This is a genomic window from uncultured Friedmanniella sp. (assembly GCF_964244285.1).
GTDB lineage: Bacteria > Actinomycetota > Actinomycetes > Propionibacteriales > Propionibacteriaceae > Microlunatus.
Map to the genome: position 1 here is coordinate 75,286 of NZ_CAXTHT010000001.1, position 23,579 is coordinate 98,864.

Below are 23,579 nucleotides of genomic sequence, written 5' to 3' on the forward strand. Positions count from 1 at the left end.
CCGGCGGTGACGTCTGAGACCACGCTCCGCTTTCTGCTGCTGGCCCTGGCCGGCGCGGGCTCGGGGGTGGTCGGCTACGTGTCCGGGCTGGCCTCGCTGGTCTCCTACCCGGCGCTGCTCGCCTGTGGGCTGCCGCCGCTGGCCGCCAACGTGACCAACTCGGTAGCGCTGACCGGGGTCACGGTGGGCAGCGTGACTTCGGCTCGGCGGGAGCTGACGGGTATGCGGCGACGGCTGCTCACCTTCGGGGCGCTGGGTCTGGTGGGCGGAACTGCCGGCGCCCTGCTGCTGGTCCGGCTGCCGCCCGGGGTCTTCGCGGGGGTGGTGCCGTGGCTGGTGGCGTTCGGCTCGGTCGTGCTGCTGCTGCGCCCGTGGCTGCGACGGCTGCACGCGGGCCGACTGCACGAGGGGCACCCGGCGGTGCTGGCGGTCGTCGGGGCCGTCACCGTCTACTGCGGCTACTTCGGCGCCGGTGCCGGGGTGCTGCTGCTCGCGACCTTCGGCGCGGTGCTGCCCGACCCTCTGGCGCGGTTGGCGGCGCTGCGGAGTGCGGTGGTGGGCATCGCGAACACCACTGCCGCTGTCATCTTCATCGCGACGGGTCAGGTCGACTGGTCGGCCGCGGTGCCGCTGGGCCTCGGTGCGGTGGCCGGCTCCGCGTTCGGCCCGCCGTTGGTCCGGCGGCTGCCGGAGACCCCGTTGCGGCTCGGGGTGGCGCTTGCCGGGCTGGTGCTGGCGGTGAAGCTGTACCTCGACGCGCGCGGCTGAGGACGTTCCCGCGGGAACGTCCTCGGGTGGGCTCACCGGAAGTCCCGGGACGGGTGCCGGCTGGGCAGGACGCCGCGGGCGGCGACGACCACCGTGCTCAGCGGTTCGAGCCGGTCCGCCACCAGGTTCGTGACGCCCTCGTGGTGCTCGACCCGGCCGCGGATGAGCATCGCGTTGGCGTTGCGGCCGACGCGGCGGAACCGGCGCCACATCGGCTCGGCGCAGACGATGTTGAGCATCCCGGTCTCGTCCTCGAGGTTGAGGAAGGTGATGCCGCCCGCCGTCCCGGGCCGTTGCCGGTGGGTGACCAGTCCCGCCACCCGGATCCGGCGGGTGTCGTAGGCCGGCCCGATGTCGCGGACGGCCACGATGCCCTGCTCGTCCAGCTGCGGGCGCAGGTGTCCGACCGGGTGGTCGGACGGGGAGATGGTGGTCGACCAGAGGTCGGCCAGGGTCAGCTCGACCGGGCTCATCCCGGGCAGGGTGGGCGGCGCCGCGTCCACGGCCGAGCCGGGCAGGGTGTCGGTGCTGTCGGCGTAACCGGCGTTCCACAGCGCCTGCCGCCGGGACAGCCCGAAGCTCTCGAACGCCCCGGCGGTGGCCAGCGCCTCGGTCTGCGGCACGGTCAGGCCACCCCGGCGGACCACGTCGTTCTGGCTGCTGAACGGGCGCCGCTCACGCTCGGCCACGATCCGCTCCGCCACCTCCCGACCGAGCCCCTGGACCGCGGTCAGCCCCAGCCGCAGGGCGAAGTTCCCGTCCCGGCGGTGCTCGGCGGTGCGGTCGGGGGCACTCCGGTCGAACCGGCCGACCGGTTCCTGCTCGCGTTCCAGGCAGTGCGCCGGACCCGTGGGTCCGCGCGTGCCCGGGTCGAGCAGCTCCAGGTCGGCGTCGACCCCGGAGAGCACGACGTCGGGGCGCCGGACCTCGACCCCGTGCCGCCGGGCGTCGCCCACCAGCGACTGGGGGGAGTAGAAGCCCATCGGCTGGGCCCGGAGCAGTCCGGCCAGGAACGCCCCGGGGTAGTGCAGCTTGAGCCAGGACGAGGCGTAGACCAGCAGGGCGAAGCTGATCGCGTGGCTCTCGGCGAAGCCGAAGTTGGCGAAGGCCTGGATCTTGCCGTAGATCTCGTCCGCCATCGTCCCGGTGATGCCGTTGCTGGCCATCCCCGCGTACAGCGTGGCGCGCAGCCGCTCGATCTTCTCCACCCCGCGCTTGGAGCCCATCGCCCGGCGGAGCAGGTCGGCGTCGTCGCCACTGCACTCACCGACTGCCATGGCGATCTGCATCAGCTGCTCCTGGAACAGGGGGACGCCGAGGGTCCGCGCCAGCACCGGCTCGAGCTTGGGGTGCAGGTAGCTGACCTCCTCCTTGCCGGTGGCGCGCCGGATGTAGGGGTGCACCGCCCCGCCCTGGATCGGCCCGGGACGGATCAGTGCGATCTCGATCACGAGGTCGTAGAAGCGACGGGGCTGCAGCCGGGGCAGGGTGCCGATCTGGGCCCGGCTCTCCACCTGGAACACCCCGATGGAGTCGGCGCGGCAGAGCATGTCGAACACGCCCGCCTCCTCCTTGGGCATGCTGTCCAGCGTCCAGCGCTCCCCGACCCGCTCGGCGGCCACGTCGAAGCTGTGCTGGATGGCCGAGAGGATGCCCAGGCCGAGGAAGTCGAACTTGACCAGGCCCATCCAGGCGCAGCTGTCCTTGTCCCACTGCAGCACCGTGCGATCGGTCATCCTCCCCGGCTCGATCGGGCACACCTCCCCCACCGGCCGATCGGTCAGCACCATCCCGCCGGAGTGGATGCCGAGGTGCCGGGGCGCCTTGAGCAGGGCGTCGGCCAGGTCGATGACGGCTGGGGGGATGCTGTGGTCCTCATCCAGCGGCAGCGAGCCGAAGGAGTCGATCTGCTTGGACCACGCGTCCTGCTGCCCGGTGGAGTAGCCGAGCGCCTTGGCCATGTCCCGGACCGCAGACTTGGGCCGGTAGCTGATCACGTTGGCCACCTGGGCGGCGTTGCGCCGGCCGTAGCGCCGGTAGACCTCCTGGATCACCTCCTCGCGCCGGTCGGAGTCGAAGTCGACGTCGATGTCGGGCTCCTCGTCGCGGGTCGAGGACAGGAACCGCTCGAACGGCAGGTCGTAGGTGATCGGGTCGACGGCGGTGATGCCCAGGACGTAGCAGACCACCGAGTTGGCCGCCGAGCCCCGGCCCTGGCAGAGGATGCCGCGTTCGCGGGCGAAGCTGACCGCGTCGTGCACGATCAGGAAGTAGCCGGGGAAGTCCTTCTCCTCGATCACCCTCAGCTCACGTTCCAGCCGCTCGTGGGCCATCGCGCGGTTGACCCGCCCGCGCTCGGGATAGCGCTCGTCGGCACCCCGGCGGGACAGCTCGCGCAGCCAGCTGATCGGGGTGTGGCCCACGGGCACCTGCTGCTTGGGCAGCCGCGGCTTGGCCAGCCGCAGGCCGAAGGCGAGCTCGTCGGCCAGGGCCACGCTCGCCGCCACCGCGCCCGGGTAGCGGGTGAAGCGCCGCTGCATCTCCTCCCCCGAGCGCAGGTGGACCCCGGGCGGTGGCAGCCAGCCGTCCATCTCGGCCAGGCTGCGCCGGGCCCGGACCGCAGCCATCGCCGACCCCAGCCGGTACTCCGCCGGGGTCGCGAAGTGGACGTTGCCGGTGGCCACGGCGCGCAGCCCGTGGTCTGCGGCCAGCTCGGCGAGGACGTCGTTGGCGTCGGAGTCGGTCGGCAGGCCGGTGTCGGTCAGCTCCACCACCACCTGGCCGTGGCCGAACAGCGCTGTCAGCCGGTCCAGCTCTTGGGCCGCCGCCTCGCGCCCGCCGGCCACCAGGGCCGAGCGCACCGCCCCCTTGCGGCAGCCGGTCAGCACCACCCACTCACCGCCCGCGACCGCCCCCAGCTCGCCGAGGTCGTAGCGCGGCCGGCCCTTCTCGCCCCCCCGCAGCTGCCCCTCGGTGATGGCTCCGGCCAGCCGGTGGTAGCCCGAGACGCCGGCCGCGAGCACCAGCAGGTGCCGGCCCTCGGGGTCGGCGACCCCGTTCTGCGGGGTGGTCAGCCCCAGCGAGAGCTCGGCCCCGTAGACGGTGCGCAGGTCGTACGCCCCGGCTGCCTCAGCGAACCTGGCCGCCCCGTAGAGACCGTCGTGGTCGGTGAGGGCCAGCGTGTCCAGCCCCAGCCGGACCGCCTCCTCGACCAGGGTCTCGGGGTCGGCGGTGCCGTCGAGGAAGCTGAAGTTGCTGTGGCAGTGCAGCTCCGCGTACGGCACCACCGGCCCGGTCGGCCGCTGCACCGGGACCGAGCGCTCGTACGCCGGCCGCCGCTTGGTGTAGCCCGGCGCCGAGTCGTCGGTCGGGTTGTCCGGAGAGACCGCGCGCGCGAACGGGCGCCCCTTCGCGGCCGGCGGCGCGGGGGCGGCCCGGTCGGAGAGCTGCCGCTCCAGCTCCGACCAGCTCATCGGGGGGTTCTCCCAGTTCACCGGGCCGGCCTCCGGGCGGCGTCTGAGGGCGCGAGCGGTAGCAAGCTGCTCGCCTGCGGACCAATTGCGTGCACTCTGCTACCGCTCGTGACGACAGGAGATCTTCTGGGCTCAGTCATAGCGGGCCTCGCACCACCAGTGGCCGTCCTCCTCGACCAGCAGCCAGGCGCTGCCGTCGACCCCGACCAGCTGGAAGCGGGCCACCCGCCGGGCCTGGGTCGGGTCCCACCACAGCTCGTCGATCGGCCACGGCCCGGCCCAGGCCTGGACCCGGGTGGGCGGGGACATCCGCTCGACGCTGAACTGCACCGGATCCCCGGTGACCAGGCCGCGGGCGGTCACCGCGATCGGACGGCCGTCGGAGCCGGTGACCCGGGCCGGCTGCGGTTGGGCGAAGACCCGCGCCGGTGCCGGTGGCGGGACGGAGCCAGGCCAGGGCAGGGCGGTCGGCCGGGCGGTGGCGGGCCGCTCGCCCCACGGCGTCAGGGCCTGGCGGCGGCGCGGGCTGCGGCCACCCTGGACGGTCGGAGCCAGCACCTCCTCGGGCCCGAGCATCCCCTGCAGCCGGGCCACGCCGCGCTGCACCCGCTCGTCCGGCGCGCTGCCCCACAGCCCCTCGCCGTGGTCGCCCACCGACTCGACCGTCTCGGGGACGATCCGCACCTCGCACACCGGGTCGGGCGCGGGGTCGCCCTGCAGCTGCCAGTACAGCCGGTCGACCAGGTCCGCGGCGGTGAACCAGCGCGAGTGCAACCAGACCCGCGAGCCGCTCCAGCCGCCCTCCGTGCTGACCACGATCCGCACCTCGGTGCAGACCAGCCCGTGCCGGGCCAGCTCGGTGACGGTGCGCTCGGCGGTCTGCCGGGTGGAGAAGGCGATCGGCTCGAGGGTCTCCAACGGCGGCTCGAAGGCGACCCGCTGCGTCAGCTCCAGCGGGGCCTGGCGGGAGACCGCGACCCGGTCGTCCCGGCCGCGGGCCTGGCGGTGCAGCCAGGCGCCGATGGAGCCGAACCGGGTCAGCACGTCGCGGGACGGCAAGGCGGCGAAGTCCCCGAGCGTCCGCAGCCCGAGCCGACGCAGCAGGCTGACCAGGTCGGCGTCGGCGAGGGCCGCGACCGGCAGCACCCGGAGGAACTCCGCGGACCCGCCGGCCGGCACCACCACGCAGTCCTGGGTCGGCGCCCGGCGCGCCGCCTGTTCGGCGGCGAAGAGGCCGTCGGCGATCCCCATCCGGCAGTCCCAGACCCCGACCGCGACGAGGTGCTCGGCCACCGCGGCGGCCGCGGCGGCCTCACCGCCGTAGAAGCGGCTGGGCACCCCCATCGCGCACAGCCCGGGCTGGACCGGGGCCACCCCGGCGCTGACCTGCTCGACGCTGGACAGCACCGCCTCGAAGCTCGCGGCCTCGACCTCGGGGACGCGGTCGAGCACGACCAGCTCGGGGCAGCGGGCCGAGGCGTCACGTCGGCGCATCCCCCGCTTCACCCCTTCGGTCCGGGCCGCCGCGGAGCAGGCGAAGACCTCCCCCCGCTCGACCACCGCGAGCGGGGCGTCCAGGGACAGCTCGGCGGCCAGCGCGGCCGCGACCACCGGCCAGTCGGGGCACCAGACCACCATCACCCGACGGCCCGGCGGACCACCCGGGTCGGCGGGGACGTGGTCGGCCGCAGGGGCAGGTAACAGCTCGACACCGCTCAGTACGGCACTGGTCGTCGGAGGCACCTCAGACCGCCCGCAGCAGCTGGACGGGCGCCTCGGCCGCGACGCTCACCTGGGCGTCGGTCCCGGGCAGCCACAGCCTCGTCCGACGAACCGGAGCGCCGCCCCGGCGGACGCTCACCTCCACCTGACGTCCGCGGAGGTGTCCGTGACCCTGACCGAGGCCGGACCAGGACGAACCGGTGACGCTGAGGGTGGCGTCGCAGCGCGGCCAGCTGCCCCAGCAGACCAGGGCGGCGTCCTTCTGCCGCAGCCGCGACCGCAGCCGCTCGGCCTGGGCCTCGCTCACCGGGCTGGCCGGGCGGACCAGGACGACCGAGACCACGTCGGCGAGCCCGGCGGTCACGCTGAGCCAGTGCTCACCAGGAGCCGGCACGGCGATCGTCCGCTCCAGCGCCAGTCCGAAGCCGGCGGCCGCCTCCCAGCCCAGCTCGGGAACCCCGACCACCGCGCTCCACTCCCCCGCCAGCGAGGGGCCGGCCAGCAGCGCCATGGCCAGGCTCGGGCTGTCCACGGCGTACGCGCCACCGGTCCGTAGCCGGAGGACCTCACCGAGGGCGGGCAGGCTGTCGAGGGTGCGGGTGACGGCGGCACCCTGCATCCGCTGCACACGCTGCTGCAGCTCAGACACCCGGTCGGCCACGGAAAGGACGGTCACCCGTCAATAATCGAACGTGCGTTCTAGAACGTCAACCGGGGTCGACCAAGACTTGAGACTACGTCGCCCTTCGACAGGCTCAGGGAACGGACGCCCTTCGAGGGGCTTAGGGAACGGGGGTCAGGGACCGACACCGCCGGAACCGCTGTCCTGCGCCCTCCGCTTGACCGGACCGGCCATAATCCTGATGACAGCATCGTCTGCTGGTGTGGATCATCGTCTCGGCCCGGATGGGCCAGGTGCCCGTGACGACCGAGCCACGGAACGACTGAGGAGGTGCGGACATGTCCGGCGTCGTCGTCCTGAACACCGACAACACTGCCCTGCACACCGTGTCGATCCAGCACGCCATCAAGATGCTCGTCCGTGAGGTGGCCATCGTCGAGGAGGCCCGGGACGGCCACTCGATCGGGCCCTACCCGTGGCCGGTCGTGCTGCGGCTGCTGCGCTACGTCAAGACCACGTTCCTGTACGCGCGCAACCCGGCCTGGTCCAAGCGCGGCGTGCTGCGCCGCGACCTACACCGCTGCGCCTACTGCTCGGGCCACGCCGACACCGTCGACCACCTGCTGCCGCAGTCCCGCGGCGGGCAGAACACCTGGCTCAACACCGTCGCCGCCTGCACCCGCTGCAACAACCACAAGGCCAACCGGACCCCCGCCGAGGCGCAGATGCCGCTGGCCTGGCGGCCGACCGTCCCGTCCTGGCGGGAGGCCTACCATCGGCGCAGCTGAGGAGGCGACGACCGGGCCGGTCGAACCCGCGGAGGTCGAGACCGGGGACAGCGCCGACAGGGATATCGCCGAAGGGGACGGTTCCGCAGAGAAGGAGTGGTGGGACGACCCGCGGATGCCCTGGAAGGGCAAGCCGGGACGTAGCGACATCATCTGCTGGGCTGGCTTCACCGTGACCGGGTTGTACAACCTGGCCCTGCTGCCGCTGCGGCCGGTGCTGCTGGGCGCCAACCCCTACCTGCTCGCGGGGCTGGGCGGCTCCCGGGTCTCGGCGGTGACCATCGGTGCTCTCGCCGCCACGGGCGTCGGGTTCTGGCCGCTCGGCCTGGTGCTGGGCACCATCGGGGCGGTCAAGTTCGACTGGCTCTTCTGGTGGGCGGGCCGGCTCTGGGGCCGCGGCCTGATCGAGATGGTGGCGGGTCGCTCGGCGCGTTCGGCTCGCAACGCCGACCGGGCCGAACGCCTGGCACGACGCTTCGGGTCGCTGGCCATCATCGCCGGCTACATCATCCCGCTGCCCAGCGCGGTGGTGTACGCCACGGTCGGCGCCGCCGGGATGACGCTGCGTCGCTTCCTGCTGGTCGACATCGCCACCGCGGCGGTGACCCGGGGCCTCTTCATCTACCTGGGCTACCGGATCGGCGAGCCGGCGGTGCACGTCCTGGCCGAGGTCGCGCGCTACTCCTGGTACCTGTCGATCGTGCTCCTGGTCGGGGTGCTCCTGGGCGCCGTCCGGCAGTCGCGACGTCGCCGGACCCCGGCCGTCTGAGGCCTTCGGAGCCACTGCCCCGCACCCGCGTCAGACGGGGTGCGCCGCCACCCGGGCCGGACGCCCACGTCGGGACTGCACGACCTCGTAGGTGTTCTCCAGCGCCTCCATGGCCCGGTCGTAGGAGCGTTGCGCGACTCCGGTGAACAGGCAGTCGACCAGGGCGAGCTGGGCGATCCGGCTCGACATGGCACCCGAGCGGAACGTGGTCTCACGAGCCGCGGTGGTCAGCACGAGGTCGGCGAGCGCCGCGACCGGGGAGCCGGCGAAGTTGGTGACGGCCAGGGTGGTGGCCCCGCCCTCGCGCGCCACCCGGACCGCGTCGACGATGTCGACCGTCGTCCCCGTGTGCGAGATCCCGATAGCCACGTCGGCGGGACCGAGCAGGGCGGCGGAGGCCAGCGCCTGGTGCGACTCCGACCACAGGAAGGACACCAGCCCGATCCGGTGCAGCTTGAGCCGCAGGTCCTCACCGACCAGGGCGCTGGCCCCGGTGCCGTAGATGTCGATGCGCCGTGCGGCGGCCACGGCGGTCACTGCCGCCTCGAGCACGGTGAGGTCGAGTGCGGACCCGGTGTCCTCGATGGCGCGCGCGTCGGCGTGGGTCACCTTGGCCACGATGTCGGCGAGACTGTCGGTCTTGGTGATGACGCCGGTGACCGGAGGGGCCGTCCGGTCGCCCTCTTCCCACTGGGCCGCCCGGGCCAGGGCGATCCGCAGCTCGGGGTAACCGGCCAGACCGAGCGCGCGGCAGAAGCGGAGGACGGTCGTCTCGGAGGTCTGGCAGAGCCGGGCCACGGCCGTGATCGCGCTCTCGGAGATGCGAGCCGGGTCAGCGAGCACCGCTTGGGCCACCCGACGCTCCGCCGGCCGCAGGTTGGGCATGGCCCCACGCACGCGGATCAGGATCGAGGCGGCCGGCTTGGCCGTCTCTGCTGCCATAGCAGTGCTCACGGATACCACTCCCCCGTCGTCCCCCGAGCCCGGCGTCACCCGGGGAGCGCATCCAGCCGCTCGACCGGGGAACCGGTACGAATGTGACCCTATCCCTTCCGGTGCGGCCCAGCCGGAGAATCGGTGAGAGACCGAGACCGGGACGGTCCGGTCTCAGACCCGCGAGCCGCCCAGGTGCTCGGCGAGGAACTGCACGGTCTCGGCCCAAGCGGCGACCGAGGCCTCGGCGTGGTGGAACATCGGGCTCGGGTTGTCGAAGGCGTGGTTCGCACCGTCGTAGGTCTCGAAACGCGCGCCGTTCGCCGTCACCGCGGCTCGGATCGCGTCCTGGGCCTCGGTCGCGATGTAGGCGTCGGCGGTGCCGAAGTGGTGCAGGCTCGGCGTGGTGACGCGCTCGGCCAGGCCGAGCAGTCCGGGGAGCGCCGAACCGTAGTAGCTGACCAGGACGTCCACCGGGGTCACCGCGGCCACGTTGAAGGCGAGCCCGCCCCCGAAGCAGAAGCCGAGCAGCCCGACCCCGCCGTCGACCTCGATCATCCCGCGGACGTGCTCGACCGCCGCGCTCACGTCGCTGACCGCGAGCTCCCAGTCGACCTGCTGCACCAGCCCCATGGCCTGGGCGAGGACGTCACCCTCCGGGTCGATGCCCGACTCGGGCAGCCGCCAGTAGACCTCGGGCGCGAGCACCACGTAACCCAACGCCGCCAGGTCGGCCGCTCGGTCGCGGATGTAGTCGCCGACGCCGAAGATCTCCTGGACGAGGACGATGCCCGGCCCCGTGCCGCTCGGCGGGGTGCAGAGGTAGCTGGGCATCGGACCGTCGGCGGTCTGCACCTCGATGGTGCGGCCCTTCGTGCCGGGGTCGCTGTCGGGGGCGGCTGGGTCAGGTGAGGTGGGGGTCACGGGACCACGGTAGCCGTCGATCCCACCCTGCGGACCGAATGCGGGCCGCCGTCCCGTCGTCGAGGTATCTTGACGTCAAGAGACCTTGAAGGAGCGCCGATGCCGACCTGGGATCCCGGGACGTACCTGCAGTTCGCCGACCAGCGCGGCCGGCCGTTTGCCGACCTGCTCGCCCGGGTCGGGGCCGACCATCCACTGACCGTCGTCGACCTCGGCTGTGGACCCGGCCAGCTGACGGCGGGTCTGGCGGCGCGGTGGCCGACGGCGACGATCACCGGAGTCGACTCCTCACCGGAGATGGTCGCGCGGGCCGCCGAGCACGCCGGTCCCCGGGTGTCGTTCGTCGTCGGCGACCTGGCGGAGTGGCAGCCGGACGCCCCGGTGGACGTCCTGCTCAGCAACGCCACCCTGCAGTGGGTGCCGGAGCACCGCAGCCTGCTCCCGCAGCTGGTCGCGGCCGTCGCGCCCGGTGGCTGGTTCGCCTTCCAGGTGCCCGGCAACTTCGGCGAGCCGAGCCACCGGCTGCTGCACGAGCTGGCCAGCGACCCGCGGTTCGCCGACGCCACCGCCGACGTCGAGCGGCCGTCCTCGGCGGAGCCGGTGGACTACCTGGACGACCTGACGGCGCTCGGCTGCACCGTCGACGTCTGGGAGACCACCTACCTGCACCAGCTGAGCGGGCCGGACCCGGTGTTCCGCTGGATCTCCGGCACCGGGGCGCGGCCGGTGCTGCAGGCCCTCGACGGACCGCGGCGCGCGGAGTTCGAGACCGAGTACCGGGCGCTGCTCGACCGGGCCTACCCGCCGGGACCGGCCGGTACCGTGCTCCCCTTCCGACGGATCTTCGCCGTGGCCCGACGCCGGCCGGAGACCGGCTCGGACGAACGGAGGTCACGATGACGGGCGACTGGCTCGCAGCCCCGACGCTGGCGCGGACCCGGCTGGCGCTGACCCCGCTGCGGCTGAGCGACGCGGCCGACTTCGTCCGGGCCCTCGGTACCCCCGCGGTGGCCGCCGAGGTGACCGCCCACCTCACCTACGCTCCCCCCGACCTCCCGGCCGCGCGACGGCTGATCGCGGCGGCCCTCACCGACCCCGACCGGATGCCGTTCGCCCAGCGGCTGGTCGGCACGGGCGAGCTGGTGGGGACCACGTCCTTCTACGAGATCCAGCCACAGCACCGCAGTCTGGCCATCGGCCACACCTGGCTGGCCAAGCCGTACTGGCGGACCGGGCTGAACACCGAGGCCAAGCTGCTGCTGCTGGAGCAGGCGTTCGAAGTTCTCGACGCCCTCCGCGTGGTCTGGCACACCGACATCCGCAACCTGCGCTCGCAGGCGGCGATCGAGCGGCTCGGCGCCATCCGCGAGGGGGTGCTGCGGCACCACCGGATCCGTCCGGACGGCAGCCTGCGCGACACCGTGCAGTACGCGATGGTCAGCGACGACTGGCCCGCGGCGAAGGCGCGGCTGCTCGGCGTAGGTTCGACCTCACGATGACCGAGCTGCAGCTGACCCGCAACGACGACCTGTCCCGCTACGAGGGTCGACTGGACGGCGCGCTCACGAGCGTGGCCGACTTCCACCGCGTCGGCGACGTGCTGGTGGTCACCCACACCGGCACCGAGCCCGAGTTCCGCGGACGCGGCCTGGCAGGGGAGCTGACCCGGCTGCTGCTCGACGAGGTCCGGGAGCGAGGCCTGAAGGTCGACCCCGGGTGCCCTTTCACCGCCCACTACTTCGACACCCATCCCGAGGTCTCCGACCTGCGCGCCTGACCCGGCGCCGCACCGCGGCTCAGGCGCGGCTGCCGAGCAGGACGCCCTCGTCGCTGACCCACAGCCCGACCAGCCCGCGGAAGTGGGCCAGGAAGCGCTCGTGCTCGGCGGCGGGGTAGGTGGCCTGGACGGTCTGCACCAGCACCCGGTCGAAGTCCGGCGAGGAGACCCAGTCGAGCACCAGCCGGTCGATGTCGGGCAGCGCCTCCGCGCAGAAGGCCCGGTACCGCTCGGTGTCGAAGTGGTCGTCGGCCAGCTGCTGGTAGCGCGCGAGCTTGGCCGCATAGTCCAGCCCGGGGTCGTCGGCGACGGCGAACCAGGGCGCGGTGTCCACGTGCAGCCGGGCCTGACGGCCGGTGGCCGCGCAGAAGGCGGTCCACTTCACCAGCGACGCCATCGCCCACGGGAAGTAGTAGTGCAGGGAGGTGACCGCGACGTCGGGGCAGGCGTTCGCGTAGTCGATCGGCAGCACGGTGTCGCCCTGGATGAGCATCTCGCAGGAGTTGAACTCCCAGCGGAAGAGCGCGTTGACGGTCTGGGCGATGGTCACCGCCTCCTGCCCGACGCCCGGTGAGAGGAAGTCGTGGTCGACCGCGTACCGGTCGTGCATCGGCTCGTCGGGACGGAAGTGCATCACCTGGGTCTCGGGACCGATGGTCAGAGCCCGGGCGAAGACGTCGTACGGCTCGACCGACTTCTGCAGGTGCATCAGCATCTCGCCGGAGTCGTCGTAGACCGACCTCAGGTCAGCCTCGTTCCTGACCCGGGAGACCCCGCGCCAGCCGCCGCCGTCGAACGGCTTCATGAACAGCGGGTAGCCCATCTCCGCGGCGATGGCCTCCAGGTCGAAGGCGTCGTTGTACTTGCTCGAGGTGTAGCTCCAGCGCACGTTGTCGACCGGGTGCTTGTAGGGCACCAGCACCGTGTCCGGCACGTTCATCCCCAGCCGGATCAGGGCGCAGTACGCACTGTGCTTCTCCATCGACTGGAAGGTGAAGGGGGAGTTGAGCAGGTAGACGTCGTCCATCAGGGCGACCTTCTTCAGCCACTCCCGCGGGTGGTAGTACCAGTAGGCGAGCCGGTCGATGACGATCTCGTGCCGCGCCTTGTCCCGCAGGTTGAACGGGGAGATGTGCACCCGCTCGACGTCGAGGCGGTGCTCGGTACCGGCGTGCCGGAAGGCACCCAGCCGCGAGGTCAGCGCCTCGAACGCCTGCGGCCAGTCCTCCTCCGCACCGAGCAGCAGACCGACCAGGTGGTGCGACGTCATCTCGTTCTCCCCAACTCTTCAGGTGGTGCGTTGGCCGGGCTCAGCAGAACCGGGGCAGGTGGTGGGAAAGCTGACGCTGCCACCACACCCAGTCGTGGCTGACGTCGTGGCCCCAGAGGTCCAGCTCACACCGGATGCCGCGCTCCTGGAGCAGACCGGCCGTGGTGATCGTGGAGGGCAGAGCGCCGGTGGGGGAAGTCTCCCACGCACCCTGCCCGACGACGAGCAGGATCGACAGCCGGCTGCGCAGCCAGTCGAGATGGCCGCCGTGGAGATTCGGCACGTAGTCGGTCGGGTTGGCGAAGTAGGTCGCCCCGCCCCGCTCCCCCCACGACCGCCAGGTGGTGACGTCGTAGTTGCCCGACAGCCCGATGGCCAACGGCACCAGGTCGGCGCGCTGCAGCGCGAGCTGCACCGCGTGGTAGGCGCCGAGGCTGCAGCCGGTGGCGATCAGCTCGGCTCCGGGTGAGGTGTCCTCCCGGATCCAGGGGACCAGGATGTCGGTCAGCCACCGGGTGTAGATGCCGTGCCGGACCGCACGCTCCTCAGTCGGCAGGCTGCGGTCGGACCAGGTGTCGGCATCCACCGAGTCGACGCAGTACAGCTTGACCCGCCCGTCTCCGACCAGGGACCCGACCGCATCCACCATGCCGTTGGCCTCGAAATCCCACGCCCGGCCCGCCTCGCTCGGGAAGACGACCACCGGCCGGCCGTAGTGGCCGTAGCGGATCACGGTCAGGGCGCGGTCCACGCCGCTGCCGAGCGGCAGCTCGAACTGGTAGCGGTCCACGGCGTCCTCCTCAGGTGCGTCCTTGCTCGGTTCGGCGGGACCGGCTCAGGCGGGGGTCGCGAGCTCTGGTGGCAGCCGGAGCCCGTTCCGGTCCAGCTCGACCGCAGCCAGGGCGTTGATCACCGTACGGTCGCCGCGCCGCCACGCCGCGACCGGGTCGTCGCTGATCTGGGCCAGGACCGGGAGCGGCTGGAGGGCGAGCGCGCGCAGCGCGAACAGGTCGAGGTCGGCGGTCGAGTCCAGGAAGGCCTGGGCGGCCCGGGCGCGCCGGAAGAACCGGATCCGGCGGGGCAGCCAGAAAGCCAGGACGACCGTGACCGGGATCAGGAAGACCAGCCAGCCCAGCAGCGCGGCCAGCCGCTCGATGCTGTCGGCCTGCCGGTTAGCGGTGGCGACCAGCTCACCGAGCGAGCCGGAGGCCGCGTCGAACGGCTGCCGCAGCCGGTCACCCAGCCCCGGCACCTGCGCTGCGGTACCGGCCGCGTCGGAGAGGTTGCCCGAGAGCTTCTGGGCTGTGCCGGCGGTGTCACGGACGGGACCGGCGAGCCGGGAGACGGTCGCGTCCACCACCACCCCGAGCAAGGCCCAGACCACCGCCCAGACCACGACCCCGAGGTCACCGAGCAGCTGGCTCACCAGCCGGGCGGGTCGGGACGCGTAGAAGCCCATGACCGAGGACCCTACAAGCCGCGGCTGGGCCGGGCCGTCGTCCGGTCACGGCCCGCAGCAGTCCCGGATGGCACGATGGCCCGGTGCAGCACGGACACGAGAGGTCGAGTCGCAGCAGGAGCAGGGCACTCAGGCCCGCGGCCGGGCTGGCCGGGCTGGTGCTGCTGCTCGCCGGTTGCACCTCCACCACCCCGCAGCCCGATCCCGACACCAGCGGTGCGGCGACGGCGGCCGCCGCACTGGCGGCCGCGCTGGCGAAAAAGGACCTCAAGCCCGTGGCCTTCGTCGGCGCGGCGGGCACCGCGGTGGATGCGGAGTTCCAACCACTGGTGAAGGGCATGGGTCCGTTGCAGCCCGCCGTGAGCGTCCGTAGCCTCGACTCCAGCGGCGACCGGGCGACCGCGACCCTGTCATGGTCGTGGAACTTCCCCGGGATCGCGGAGCCGTGGGCCTACGACACGCAAGCCGAGCTGGACCGGACGGCCGGCAGCTGGCTGCCGCAGTGGCAGCCGTCCGTCGTCGAGTCGTCCCTGGACGGGACGCACCGGCTGTCCCAGAGCAGGCTCTACCCCGAGCGGGGCCAGGTGCTGGGCGAGGACGGCGACCCGATCGTCACCTCACGGGGCGTGGTGCGGGTGGGTCTGGACAAGACCCGGGTGTCGGCGTCCAAGACGGCCGCCTCGGTCCGGCGGTTGGCCGACCTGGTGGACGTGGACGCCAAGACGTTCGCCGCGAAGGTCACCGCCGCCGGCCCTGAGGCGTTCGTCGAGGCCATCACCTTCCGCAGCACCGATGACGACCGGCCCTCGGCAACCCAGGTGGCCACGATCCCCGGCGCCCTGGCCATCGAGGACCAGCAGATGCTCGCCCCGAGCCGGACGTTCGCCCGACCCATCCTGGGCACGGTCGGCGAGGCGACCGCCGACGAGGTCAAGACCTCGAAGGGGGCCGTCGTGGCCGGCGACGAGGTGGGCCTGTCCGGGCTGGAGAAGCGCTACGACGTGCAGCTGCGCGGCACCCCGGGCGTCCAGGTGGTGCGGGCCGACCTCACGGCTGCGGGCGGCACCGGGGCCTCGGCCACGCCGTCGCCCACCCCGGCTGCCTCGGCGTCGGCCTCGGCCAGCCCGGTACCTCCGGTGCTGCACCGTGTCGCCCCGGTCGCCGGCCACTCGCTCGAGCTGACCCTCAACCTGGGCCTGCAGCGGCTGGCGGAACGGGTGCTCGCCGACACGAAGCCGGCCAGCGCCGTCGTGGCCATCCGGCCGTCGACCGGGGCGGTCCTCGCGGCCGCCAGCGGTCCGGGCTCCGACGACCTGTCGGTGGCGACGGTCGGCCAGTACGCACCGGGCTCGACCTTCAAGGTCGCGTCCTCGCTGGCCCTGTTGCGGGCCGGGTTGAAGCCGACCTCGCCGGTGTCCTGCCCGGCCAGCGTGGTGGTCGACGGCCGCCGGTACGAGAACTACGACGACTACCCGGCCAACCGCAGGGGTCGGATCGACCTGCAGACCGCGCTGGCCAACTCCTGCAACACCGCGTTCATCGGTCAGCGGACGAAGCTCGGTAAGGGCGACCTCGCCGCGGCCGCCTCCTCACTGGGCCTGGGCACGGACTACGACGTCGGCTTCCCTTCCTACTTCGGCAGCGTCCCGGAGGCCACGAGCGCCACCGGCCGGGCCGAGGCCATGATCGGCCAGGGCAAGGACGAGGCGTCGCCCCTGGCCATGGCGGCCGTCGTCGCTTCGGTGTCGGCCGGCAAGACGGTCGTGCCGCACCTGGTCACCGGCCGTGAGGCGACGTCGAAGGCGAAACCGCTCACGACGGCCGAGGCGTCGCAGCTGAAGCAGATGATGCGCGCGGTGGTCACCGAAGGCAGCGCCGGCCGCGTCCTCGGCGGCCTCGACGGCCCCGCCCCGATCGCCAAGACCGGTACCGCGGAGTACGGCACGAGCAAGCCGCCCAAGACCCACGCCTGGATGATCGCGGCCCAGGGCGACCTGGCTGTTGCCGTCTTCGTCGCCGACGGCAGCTCCGGGTCCGGGACGGCGGGCCCCCTGCTGGCGGACTACCTCCGGGGAACCCGCTGACCTGACCCCGAGACCGCGACGACCGGACGGTCCGCCGGTGCATCGCGGCCGGGCCTACCGAGGGTGAGGTTTCGTCAGTCCTCCGCGGATGAGGAAACCGATCCCGACCAGGGCGAACTCCACAAAAATGGCCGCCGTAATGTAGCCCATGAGGGTGTGGCTGTTGGTCGCGACCCCCACTGCTCCAACGACCACACCGGCGATGGCGACTCCGATACCGAGCCCCAGCACACCCCAGTAGACCTTCGCTCGACGGCTCATGCCGGTCATGCTGGCAGGGAACGGAGGAGAGCCACCGTCGAGGGTAGACCTGCTGCGCCTCTCGGCCCTGCGGGCTCACCTCACCACCTGCTTGAGGGCCTGTATCGGCAGCGCCCGCCAACCTCGGTCACCGGCCTCGACCAGGCCTCGGTCGGCAAGGGCGTTGAGCGCGGCCAGACAGACCGGCATGCTCACTCCGGCCACCAACGCGATGTCCCCGGCGGCCGCCCGCCGCCGGGCGGGGACGGCTTCGAAGACCGTCAGCTGGTCCTCGCTCATCGCGTCGGTCACCCGCTCGGGACCGCTCTGCGGGACGAGAGGGTGCTGACCGATCTGAGACACCAGCTCGAGCACCTCCGCCGCCGAGGTGACCAGGACCGCCTGACCGCTGCGGATCATCAGGTGTGGGGTCGCCGACGCCCGGGAGTGCACCGAACCCGGAACCGCCATCAGCGGTCGCTGGCACTCCAGCGCCCAACCGGCCGTGTTCCGGGCCCCCGACCGCAGTGCCGCCTCGACCACCACCGTCCCCCGGGCCATAGCCGCGATCAGCCGGTTGCGCGCGAGGAAGCGGATCCGCGTGGGGTGCGCCCCGGGAGGGAGCTCAGAGACGATCAGGTGGTCGCGGGCGACGGCCTCGAAGAGCTTGGCGTTGCCCGGTGGGTAGGCGACGTCGACCCCGTTGGCCACCACACCGATCGTCGGACCACCGGCAGCGAGAGCCCCGCGGTGCGCGGCTGCGTCGATCCCGAAGGCCATCCCGGAGATCACCGTCACCCCGGCCTCCGCCAGCTCCGCAGCCAGGTCGGCGGCCAGCCCGGTGCCGTACGCCGTCGAAGCGCGGGAGCCGACGATCGACACCGACTGTGCCACCCACCCAGCCAGGTGCCCGGGACCCCGAACCCACAGGCCGATCGGCACCCCGCCCCGGCGCTGGATGGGGCTCGTGCGCTCGAGGTCCTCGAGGCCGTCGGGCCACTCGTCGTCACCCGGGACGACGAACCGCACGGCAGCCCGAGCGGCCAGCCGCTCGACCAGGTCGAGATCGGTGACTGCCGCCCGCCGGGCCCAAGGCTCCCCCAGCGCCCCCTCGGCGACCTTCGCCCAAGCACCCTCGGCCCCTAGCCGCCGCACCAGCTCGGCCGCTTCCGGGTCGCCGCCGTCAACCGTGCAGGACAACGCCATCCGCGCCGCCCGGTCCGACCAGGTCCCGTCCAGTCCCGATGTCCAGCTCGCCATCATCCTGCCTCCACCACTCGATCCAGCTGCTCGCCCCGGCGCATCGCCAGCGCCACGGCCACCTCGTCTGGTCCCGGCCGGAGCCGGCCGGCCAAGTCCGCCAGCGTCCAGGCCACCCGCAGGACCTTGTCCACACCTCGAGGGCTGAGGGTGCCGCGGTCGACCGCGGTATCGACCACCTGCAGCCCGTCCGGCAGCGGCAGGGTCCTACGGAGGTACGGGCCCGGAACCTCGCCGTTGGTCTGCCAGCCCGTCCCCCGCAGGCGGTGCTCCTGCCGGGCCCGCGCCTCGGCCACCCGCGCCGCCACTGTCGCCGAGGACTCCGTCCGCTGCATCGCCGCCTTGAGATAGGCCTTGCGCATGGGCAGGAAGATGCAGCTGATGTCGATCCGGTCGCGGATCGGACCGGAGATCCGTTCGCCGTAGCGACGGACCGCGAGCGGCGGGCACGAGCAGTGTGCCCCTGGTGTCGCCGCCTGCCCGCAGGGACAGGGGTTCGAGGCCATGATCAGCTGGAACCGGGCGGGGTATCGCGCCTGGACCTCGCTGCGGCCCAGGGTGATGCTGCCCGACTCGAGCGGCGTCCTCAGGGCGTCGATCACCCGAGCCGGGAACTCCGGAGCCTCGTCCAGGAACAGCACGCCGCGGTGGGCGCACGAGATCGCTCCCGGTTTGGCCATCCGAGCGCCGCCACCGACGATGCTGGCCACCGAGGCCGAATGATGCGGATCGCTGTAGGGCGGGCGGTTCAGCAGCCCGTCGGCGAGCTGGTATCCCGCCAGCGAGTGCACCGCCGACACCTCAAGTGCCTCAGGAAGGCTGAGGTCGGGCAGCAGCCCCGGGACGCGTTCGGCGATCATCGTCTTGCCGACGCCTGGCGGCCCCGAGAACGTCAGGTGGTGCCGGCCGGCGGCGGCCACCTCGACCGCCCACTTGGCTTCCAGCTGGCCGACCACGTCGGCCAGGTCCAGCTGACGGCTCGAAGGCGCGGACGGCGACTCGTCGACGACCTCGAGCGGTTCCACGTCGGGCATCGGGTCGCCGCGCAGCAGCGCCACCAGCTGACCGAGCGACGCCACGGACAGCACATCCAGACCCTCGACCAGCTGGGCCTCGGCGGACTGCCCGAGCGGCACGATCACCCGGGTGAAGCCGGCCGTCGCGGCCGCGAGCACGGCGGGCAGGATCCCTCGAACCGGCCGAACGCGACCATCGAGGCCGAGCTCGCCCAGCAGCACCGTGCGCCGGAGCTCGAACCTCGGGATCACCTCAGCGGCCGCCAGCACCGCGCAGACGATGGCCAGGTCGTAGTGGCTGCCCGTCTTGGGCAGGGTTGCCGGGCTGAGGTTGATGGTCAGCAGCGACACCGGCCAGGTGTGACCGGAGTTCCCGACCGCCGCTTTGCAGCGGTCTCGGGCCTGGGACAAGGCCGTGTCGGCCAGGCCGATGAGCACCGTCCGGGGCAGCCCGGCACCGATGTCGGCCTCGACCTCGACGATCCGCCCTTCCACGCCGATCAGCGCCACGGACCAGCTGGAAGCCTGAGCCATCAGCCGACCGCCTTGACGTGGGTCAGCCGCGGCGCCTGGCCACGCATCAGCAGGACGCCGATGGCGTCCAGTCGGATGTCCACCGCACTCGCTCGGTGGACCGTCATCCACTCGGCGGCCAGAGCCCGCAGCTTGCGAAGCTTGGCCCAGGTGATCGCCTCGAGCGGGTCACCGAAGCCGAGGCCGGACCGACACTTCACCTCACAGAAGACGAGTGTCCGACCCCGCTCGCCCTCTTCGGCGGCCACGATGTCGATCTCACCGGTGCGGCACCGCCAGTTGCGGGCGAGCACCGCCATCCCCTGCCGTTCCAGCTCGGCCACCGCCAGGTCTTCGCCCCTGGCCCCCAACGTCTGTCGACTGTTCGTCGCCATCTCCCACCTCCGTCCAAGATCCTCAGGACGGGACCGCCGTTCGTGCGGCCCGACGGCGAAGCTGTGGACAGCGGATCGACGCTGGTTTGCTGTGGACGACGTCGGCTCACGCAGAGGACCGGACGTCCACCAACGTCACTGGTCCGGCCACCCGTGAGGGCGACCGGACCAGGATCCATCGTTCTGGGTCTTCAGCGAGGGTGGCGCTTCATCGGTCCGCCCCGGAGCGCGAAGACCACGATGATCATCGCGAACTCGGCGTAGAGCAGGATCAGCGTCGCGTGCAGGAGGGCGCTGTCACCCCGGTAGGCGCCCACGACGCCGACGAAGGCCATTGCCAGGAACAGAGCGGACGCCAGGACAACGGCTCCCCAGTAGACCTTCGCTCGACGGCTCATCACTGAGACACTAGCGCAAGGCGAGCGACGTCCTTGGTGATCAGGATCGCGTTGAGACCGGAGTTGCTCTGGGCCAGCTCGACGTAGCCCGCCCCAACGACGGCTTCCAAGAACGCGATGGTCTCCACTACCGGTATCGCCGGTGGGAAGAAGGCGCCAAACAGTGCGAAGGCTCCCGCTTCCACGATCATGGCGTACTTCAGTGCGTTGGTGTGGCAGGAGTTGAGGAAGAGCCAGTACTTAAAGATCCCCGGAAAAGGAACCTGGACGCTGTCGGAGATAAGGTAGCCGGTCCAACCCGTGCAAACTTTCCCCCCTCCGTTTCCTGCGTTACGGACGGCAAGGACCTCGTCGTCGTCGTCGAACTTCACCTTGGCGAATGAGCGTTTCGGTTTGAAGGTCTGAACCTTCTTCCGCTCAGCTCGGGAGAGATGGGTGACGTCCTTCCCGAGCCAGATCAGGTAGGCCGCGGCCTGGCGTCGCCACTTGACGTGATTGTTGTCGTACTTGTCCATCTTCCGGTAGTCGTAGTGGCCGTGCTTGGTCTTCGCCTTCTGAACAAGGGTCACCACTCGCGCGGCCTTGTTCCGCACACGCTCCTACGCGTCGTCGTCCCAACCAGCCTTGATGACCTTCCGCCCGTTCATCGTGGCGGTAGCGTTCGTCATGGCGCTCGGCGAGGCTGAGGCAACTGGCTCTGCCGCGAGAAAGGTTGAGGCGGTCACGGCGACTATTACCGCACCAACCATTAAACGAGACTTGATCCTGAACATCGGGAACCTCTCTTGGTAGTGAACGAATGCACCTGAGCTCACACGGAGCCCGCCTGTCACCCGCCAGTAGCATCTATTGACGCGCGCTATGCCCGCTTTGCTGGTTGGTGGAATCTGTGACGAAAGGCGAGCCGGATCAGCGGGCTCAGACCTGCTAGAGATACCAACTCGTTCTCCGCCCGGAACCTTACGGACGGCGCGGCCGTTCGTGCGGCTCAGCAGCTTGCCTGTGGACAGCGTGATCGCACGGATCAGGCTGTGGACAGCGGCGGGCTCAACCGAGCAGTCGAAGGGTTTCCGGGTCGCGTCGACCGACGAAGTAGCGCTCCAGCACCTCATCGAAGACAGGTTCAGCAGGGTCGGCCGCCTCGAACAAGGTCATCGACGAGCAGAGCTTCAAGGCATCGACTGCGCCGAGCACCGCGTTCGCGTCGCGGCCGGGGAGGTCGAGCAGCGCCTGGGCGCCCTCCCGCAGCCGAGCACCCAGGACCGCGTGGGCCAGGTAGGCCTGTGCCTCCTCGAGGGAGGAGAGCGCGAACGAGACGGCCAGGTGGCTGCGCCCCAGGCCCGCTACCTGGGGGAAGACGAACCACATCCAGTGGCTGCGCTTGCGGCCCGCCCGCAATTCGGCCAACGCGGCCGCGTAGGTCCCGCCCGCCTCCTGCGCCCGGACGAACCGGTCGAGGTCGAACGCGTCCATCCTCGCCCCTTCCTCTGAACACCCCCTGGCGACCGAGTCTGCCGAGGACGTGCGAGTTGTGCACCGCCGGGGTAGGGACGAAGCCGTTCGCTCCTGCACGTCTCCAGAGATTGGCACTTCGTGACCGACGACCCCACGACCTCTCCCGACCCCGCCCGCTGGCGCGCCCTCGCCGTCTGCCTGATCGCCGGGGCGATGACCCTGCTCGACGTGAGCATCGTCAACGTCGCCCTGCCGACCCTGCGCACCGGCCTCAGGGCTGACGACTCCGACGTGCAGTGGATCATCGCCGGCTATGCGCTCGCGTTCGGCGTGGCGCTGGTGCCGGCCGGTCGGCTCGGTGACGCCCGCAGTCGGCGCAGCATCTTCATGGTCGGCGTGGCCATCTTCACCCTGTCCAGCGCAGCCGCCGGCGCCTCCCCCAACCCGACGTTCCTCTCCGTCGCGCGGGTGTTGCAGGGCCTGGCGGCCGGCCTCATCTCCCCTCAGGTGTCCGGCTTCATCCAGAACCTCTTCCGCGGGCCCGAGCGCGGCCGCGCCTTCGGGCTGTTCGGCGCCTCCATCGGCATCTCGACCGCCGTGGGCCCGCTGCTGGGCGGCTTGCTGGTGAAGCTGGGTGGACCCGACTACGGCTGGCGGCTCGTCTTCTACGTGAACGTCCCGATCGGCATCGTGCTGCTGTTCTTCGCCCACCGGCTGCTGCCTCGAGGCGGCGGGGGGCGCAAGCAGTCGCTCGACCCGCTCGGCGTGGCGCTGTTCGCCGCCGCTGTCCTGCTGGTCCTGTTCCCGCTGGTCGAGGGCACCCAGGGCGCGCCGTTGAGCGACCGGCCCTGGTGGCTGCTGGCCCCCGCCGCGGCACTCTTCGTCGCGTTCTACCTCTGGGAGCGGCACTGGCGGGCCCGGGGACGGGAGACGCTGATCGAGCTCTCCCTGCTCAAGGTCCGGTCCTACATGTTCGGCCTCGCGCTGGGCACGTTCTACTTCGGCGGCTTCACCTCCATCTTCTTGATCCTCACCTTGTACCTGCAGACGGGGCTGCACTACAGCGCCCTGGAGGCCGGGGCGACCGGCACCTCCTTCGCGATCGGCTCAGCCGTGGCGGCGTTCCTGGGTGGTCGGCTGGTCAACCGCTTCGGCCGGATCCTGGTGGTGATCGGTCTGGTGCTGGTGTCGATCGGCCTGATCACGATCGACCTGCTGGTGCCGCACCTCTCCGGGCACGTCGGCCTCAAGCTGGCGCCGGCCCTGCTGGTGGCTGGTCTGGGGGGCGGGATGGTGATCACGCCCAACGTCACGCTGACCCTCGCGGAGGTCAACCCCGCCCAGGCCGGCTCGGGCGGCGGCATGCTGCAGACGGCCCAGCGGGTCGGGTCCGCCATCGGGGTGGCCATCATCCTGGCCCAGTTCTTCCAGCGGGTCGCCGCCAGCAAGGGGCAGGACTACGCCGGGGCGTTCTCCACGGGTCTGCGCACGACCGTCGCCCTGATCGGCGTCGCTCTGCTCTTCGGGCTGGTCGACCTGGTCCGACGCCGGACCACTGACCACTCACCCGAGCCGCGGCACGCGATGCCAGAGCCGGAGCCGCGGCACGCGATGCCGTAGGGGTGGCGATGGGGCCGGCCGTCCGCGATCGGGGCCGCCAACGTGTAGACCTAGGTCCTGTAGTCAGGACCTAGGTCGACACGGTGTCGTGCG

23 protein-coding genes are annotated in these 23,579 nt (G+C 71.8%); 8 read left to right on the forward strand and 15 right to left on the reverse strand.

Features of this window, described 5'->3' with window-relative positions:
- The first annotated feature begins 6 nt into the window (after positions 1 to 6).
- Positions 7 to 768, forward strand: a complete 762-nt coding sequence (locus tag ACFE7W_RS00345) for a sulfite exporter TauE/SafE family protein (protein WP_375422781.1) — start codon at positions 7 to 9, stop codon at positions 766 to 768.
- A gap of 32 nt (positions 769 to 800) precedes the next feature.
- On the opposite strand, the gene ACFE7W_RS00350 is transcribed toward ACFE7W_RS00345, so the two are convergent.
- From ACFE7W_RS00350 to ACFE7W_RS00360, 3 genes are all read right to left on the reverse strand, one after another.
- Positions 801 to 4,241 (reverse strand): error-prone DNA polymerase, encoded by a 3,441-nt coding sequence (locus tag ACFE7W_RS00350; protein ID WP_375422782.1) that lies wholly within the window; start codon positions 4,239 to 4,241, stop codon positions 801 to 803.
- Between the two features lie 132 nt (positions 4,242 to 4,373).
- Complete coding sequence (locus ACFE7W_RS00355) at positions 4,374 to 5,984, reverse strand: DNA polymerase Y family protein (RefSeq protein ID WP_375422783.1); 1,611 nt, start codon at positions 5,982 to 5,984, stop codon at positions 4,374 to 4,376.
- 1 nt (position 5,985) lies between these two features.
- The gene (locus tag ACFE7W_RS00360) at positions 5,986 to 6,639 is read right to left on the reverse strand and encodes a hypothetical protein (RefSeq protein WP_375422784.1); all 654 of its coding nucleotides are present in this window, start codon (positions 6,637 to 6,639) and stop codon (positions 5,986 to 5,988) included.
- 284 nt (positions 6,640 to 6,923) lie between these two features.
- Here ACFE7W_RS00360 and ACFE7W_RS00365 point away from each other — a divergent pair, with 284 nt between their 5' ends.
- Complete coding sequence (locus tag ACFE7W_RS00365) at positions 6,924 to 7,373, forward strand: HNH endonuclease (protein ID WP_375422785.1); 450 nt, start codon at positions 6,924 to 6,926, stop codon at positions 7,371 to 7,373.
- Positions 7,374 to 7,488: 115 nt separating this feature from the next.
- Entirely contained in the window at positions 7,489 to 8,142 is a 654-nt protein-coding gene (locus tag ACFE7W_RS00370; RefSeq protein WP_375422786.1) for a DedA family protein, read from the forward strand.
- 30 nt (positions 8,143 to 8,172) lie between these two features.
- On the opposite strand, the gene ACFE7W_RS00375 is transcribed toward ACFE7W_RS00370, so the two are convergent.
- Both ACFE7W_RS00375 and ACFE7W_RS00380 read right to left on the reverse strand, forming a co-directional pair.
- Positions 8,173 to 9,096, reverse strand: coding sequence for a MurR/RpiR family transcriptional regulator (locus tag ACFE7W_RS00375; RefSeq protein WP_375422787.1), 924 nt, complete (start codon positions 9,094 to 9,096; stop codon positions 8,173 to 8,175).
- Between the two features lie 153 nt (positions 9,097 to 9,249).
- On the reverse strand, positions 9,250 to 9,999 hold the full coding sequence (locus ACFE7W_RS00380; RefSeq protein ID WP_375422788.1) for a dienelactone hydrolase family protein: 750 nt from the start codon (positions 9,997 to 9,999) through the stop codon (positions 9,250 to 9,252).
- A 99-nt stretch (positions 10,000 to 10,098) separates the two neighbouring features.
- On the opposite strand from ACFE7W_RS00380, the gene ACFE7W_RS00385 reads away from it, so the two are divergent.
- The 3 genes from ACFE7W_RS00385 to ACFE7W_RS00395 are packed head-to-tail and all read left to right on the forward strand — an operon-like array spanning position 10,099 to position 11,776.
- Complete coding sequence (locus ACFE7W_RS00385; RefSeq protein ID WP_375422789.1) at positions 10,099 to 10,899, forward strand: trans-aconitate 2-methyltransferase; 801 nt, start codon at positions 10,099 to 10,101, stop codon at positions 10,897 to 10,899.
- Positions 10,896 to 11,498: a GNAT family N-acetyltransferase gene (locus tag ACFE7W_RS00390; protein ID WP_375422790.1), complete on the forward strand. Its 603-nt coding sequence runs from the start codon at positions 10,896 to 10,898 to the stop codon at positions 11,496 to 11,498. Before ACFE7W_RS00385 ends, ACFE7W_RS00390 begins: the two co-directional genes overlap by 4 nt.
- The gene (locus ACFE7W_RS00395) at positions 11,495 to 11,776 is read left to right on the forward strand and encodes a GNAT family N-acetyltransferase (RefSeq protein ID WP_375422791.1); all 282 of its coding nucleotides are present in this window, start codon (positions 11,495 to 11,497) and stop codon (positions 11,774 to 11,776) included. The genes ACFE7W_RS00390 and ACFE7W_RS00395 overlap by 4 nt, the downstream gene beginning before the upstream one ends.
- Before the next feature lie 19 nt (positions 11,777 to 11,795).
- Here ACFE7W_RS00395 and ACFE7W_RS00400 read toward each other — a convergent pair whose 3' ends face one another.
- From ACFE7W_RS00400 to ACFE7W_RS00410, 3 genes are read right to left on the reverse strand one after another with little or no spacing between them, the layout of a single operon-like run.
- Positions 11,796 to 13,046: a RimK family alpha-L-glutamate ligase gene (locus ACFE7W_RS00400; protein WP_375422792.1), complete on the reverse strand. Its 1,251-nt coding sequence runs from the start codon at positions 13,044 to 13,046 to the stop codon at positions 11,796 to 11,798.
- Between the two features lie 40 nt (positions 13,047 to 13,086).
- Complete coding sequence (locus tag ACFE7W_RS00405; protein ID WP_375422793.1) at positions 13,087 to 13,836, reverse strand: esterase family protein; 750 nt, start codon at positions 13,834 to 13,836, stop codon at positions 13,087 to 13,089.
- Positions 13,837 to 13,881: 45 nt separating this feature from the next.
- Positions 13,882 to 14,505 carry a hypothetical protein gene (locus tag ACFE7W_RS00410; protein WP_375422794.1) on the reverse strand — a complete coding sequence of 208 codons (624 nt, stop codon included), beginning with the start codon at positions 14,503 to 14,505 and terminating at the stop codon, positions 13,882 to 13,884.
- 83 nt (positions 14,506 to 14,588) lie between these two features.
- On the opposite strand from ACFE7W_RS00410, the gene ACFE7W_RS00415 reads away from it, so the two are divergent.
- Positions 14,589 to 16,589 carry a penicillin-binding transpeptidase domain-containing protein gene (locus ACFE7W_RS00415; protein WP_375422795.1) on the forward strand — a complete coding sequence of 667 codons (2,001 nt, stop codon included), beginning with the start codon at positions 14,589 to 14,591 and terminating at the stop codon, positions 16,587 to 16,589.
- A gap of 54 nt (positions 16,590 to 16,643) precedes the next feature.
- Here ACFE7W_RS00415 and ACFE7W_RS00420 read toward each other — a convergent pair whose 3' ends face one another.
- The 7 genes from ACFE7W_RS00420 to ACFE7W_RS00450 all read right to left on the reverse strand — a co-directional run bounded on the left by ACFE7W_RS00420 (position 16,644) and on the right by ACFE7W_RS00450 (position 21,884).
- Complete coding sequence (locus ACFE7W_RS00420; RefSeq protein ID WP_375422796.1) at positions 16,644 to 16,859, reverse strand: hypothetical protein; 216 nt, start codon at positions 16,857 to 16,859, stop codon at positions 16,644 to 16,646.
- Positions 16,860 to 16,925: 66 nt separating this feature from the next.
- A complete protein-coding gene (gene dprA, locus ACFE7W_RS00425) occupies positions 16,926 to 18,089 on the reverse strand; it encodes a DNA-processing protein DprA (RefSeq protein WP_375422797.1) in 1,164 nt (387 codons plus the stop codon).
- Positions 18,089 to 19,639 (reverse strand): YifB family Mg chelatase-like AAA ATPase, encoded by a 1,551-nt coding sequence (locus ACFE7W_RS00430; protein ID WP_375422798.1) that lies wholly within the window; start codon positions 19,637 to 19,639, stop codon positions 18,089 to 18,091. Before ACFE7W_RS00430 ends, dprA begins: the two co-directional genes overlap by 1 nt.
- On the reverse strand, positions 19,639 to 20,013 hold the full coding sequence (locus ACFE7W_RS00435) for a YraN family protein (RefSeq protein ID WP_375422799.1): 375 nt from the start codon (positions 20,011 to 20,013) through the stop codon (positions 19,639 to 19,641). Before ACFE7W_RS00435 ends, ACFE7W_RS00430 begins: the two co-directional genes overlap by 1 nt.
- Before the next feature lie 191 nt (positions 20,014 to 20,204).
- The gene (locus ACFE7W_RS00440; RefSeq protein ID WP_375422800.1) at positions 20,205 to 20,411 is read right to left on the reverse strand and encodes a hypothetical protein; all 207 of its coding nucleotides are present in this window, start codon (positions 20,409 to 20,411) and stop codon (positions 20,205 to 20,207) included.
- A complete protein-coding gene (locus ACFE7W_RS00445) occupies positions 20,411 to 21,004 on the reverse strand; it encodes a hypothetical protein (protein ID WP_375422801.1) in 594 nt (197 codons plus the stop codon). Before ACFE7W_RS00445 ends, ACFE7W_RS00440 begins: the two co-directional genes overlap by 1 nt.
- Before the next feature lie 454 nt (positions 21,005 to 21,458).
- Entirely contained in the window at positions 21,459 to 21,884 is a 426-nt protein-coding gene (locus tag ACFE7W_RS00450; protein WP_375422802.1) for a DUF1810 domain-containing protein, read from the reverse strand.
- Between the two features lie 120 nt (positions 21,885 to 22,004).
- Here ACFE7W_RS00450 and ACFE7W_RS00455 point away from each other — a divergent pair, with 120 nt between their 5' ends.
- Positions 22,005 to 23,486, forward strand: coding sequence for an MFS transporter (locus ACFE7W_RS00455; protein ID WP_375422803.1), 1,482 nt, complete (start codon positions 22,005 to 22,007; stop codon positions 23,484 to 23,486).
- Positions 23,487 to 23,579 lie beyond the last annotated feature (93 nt).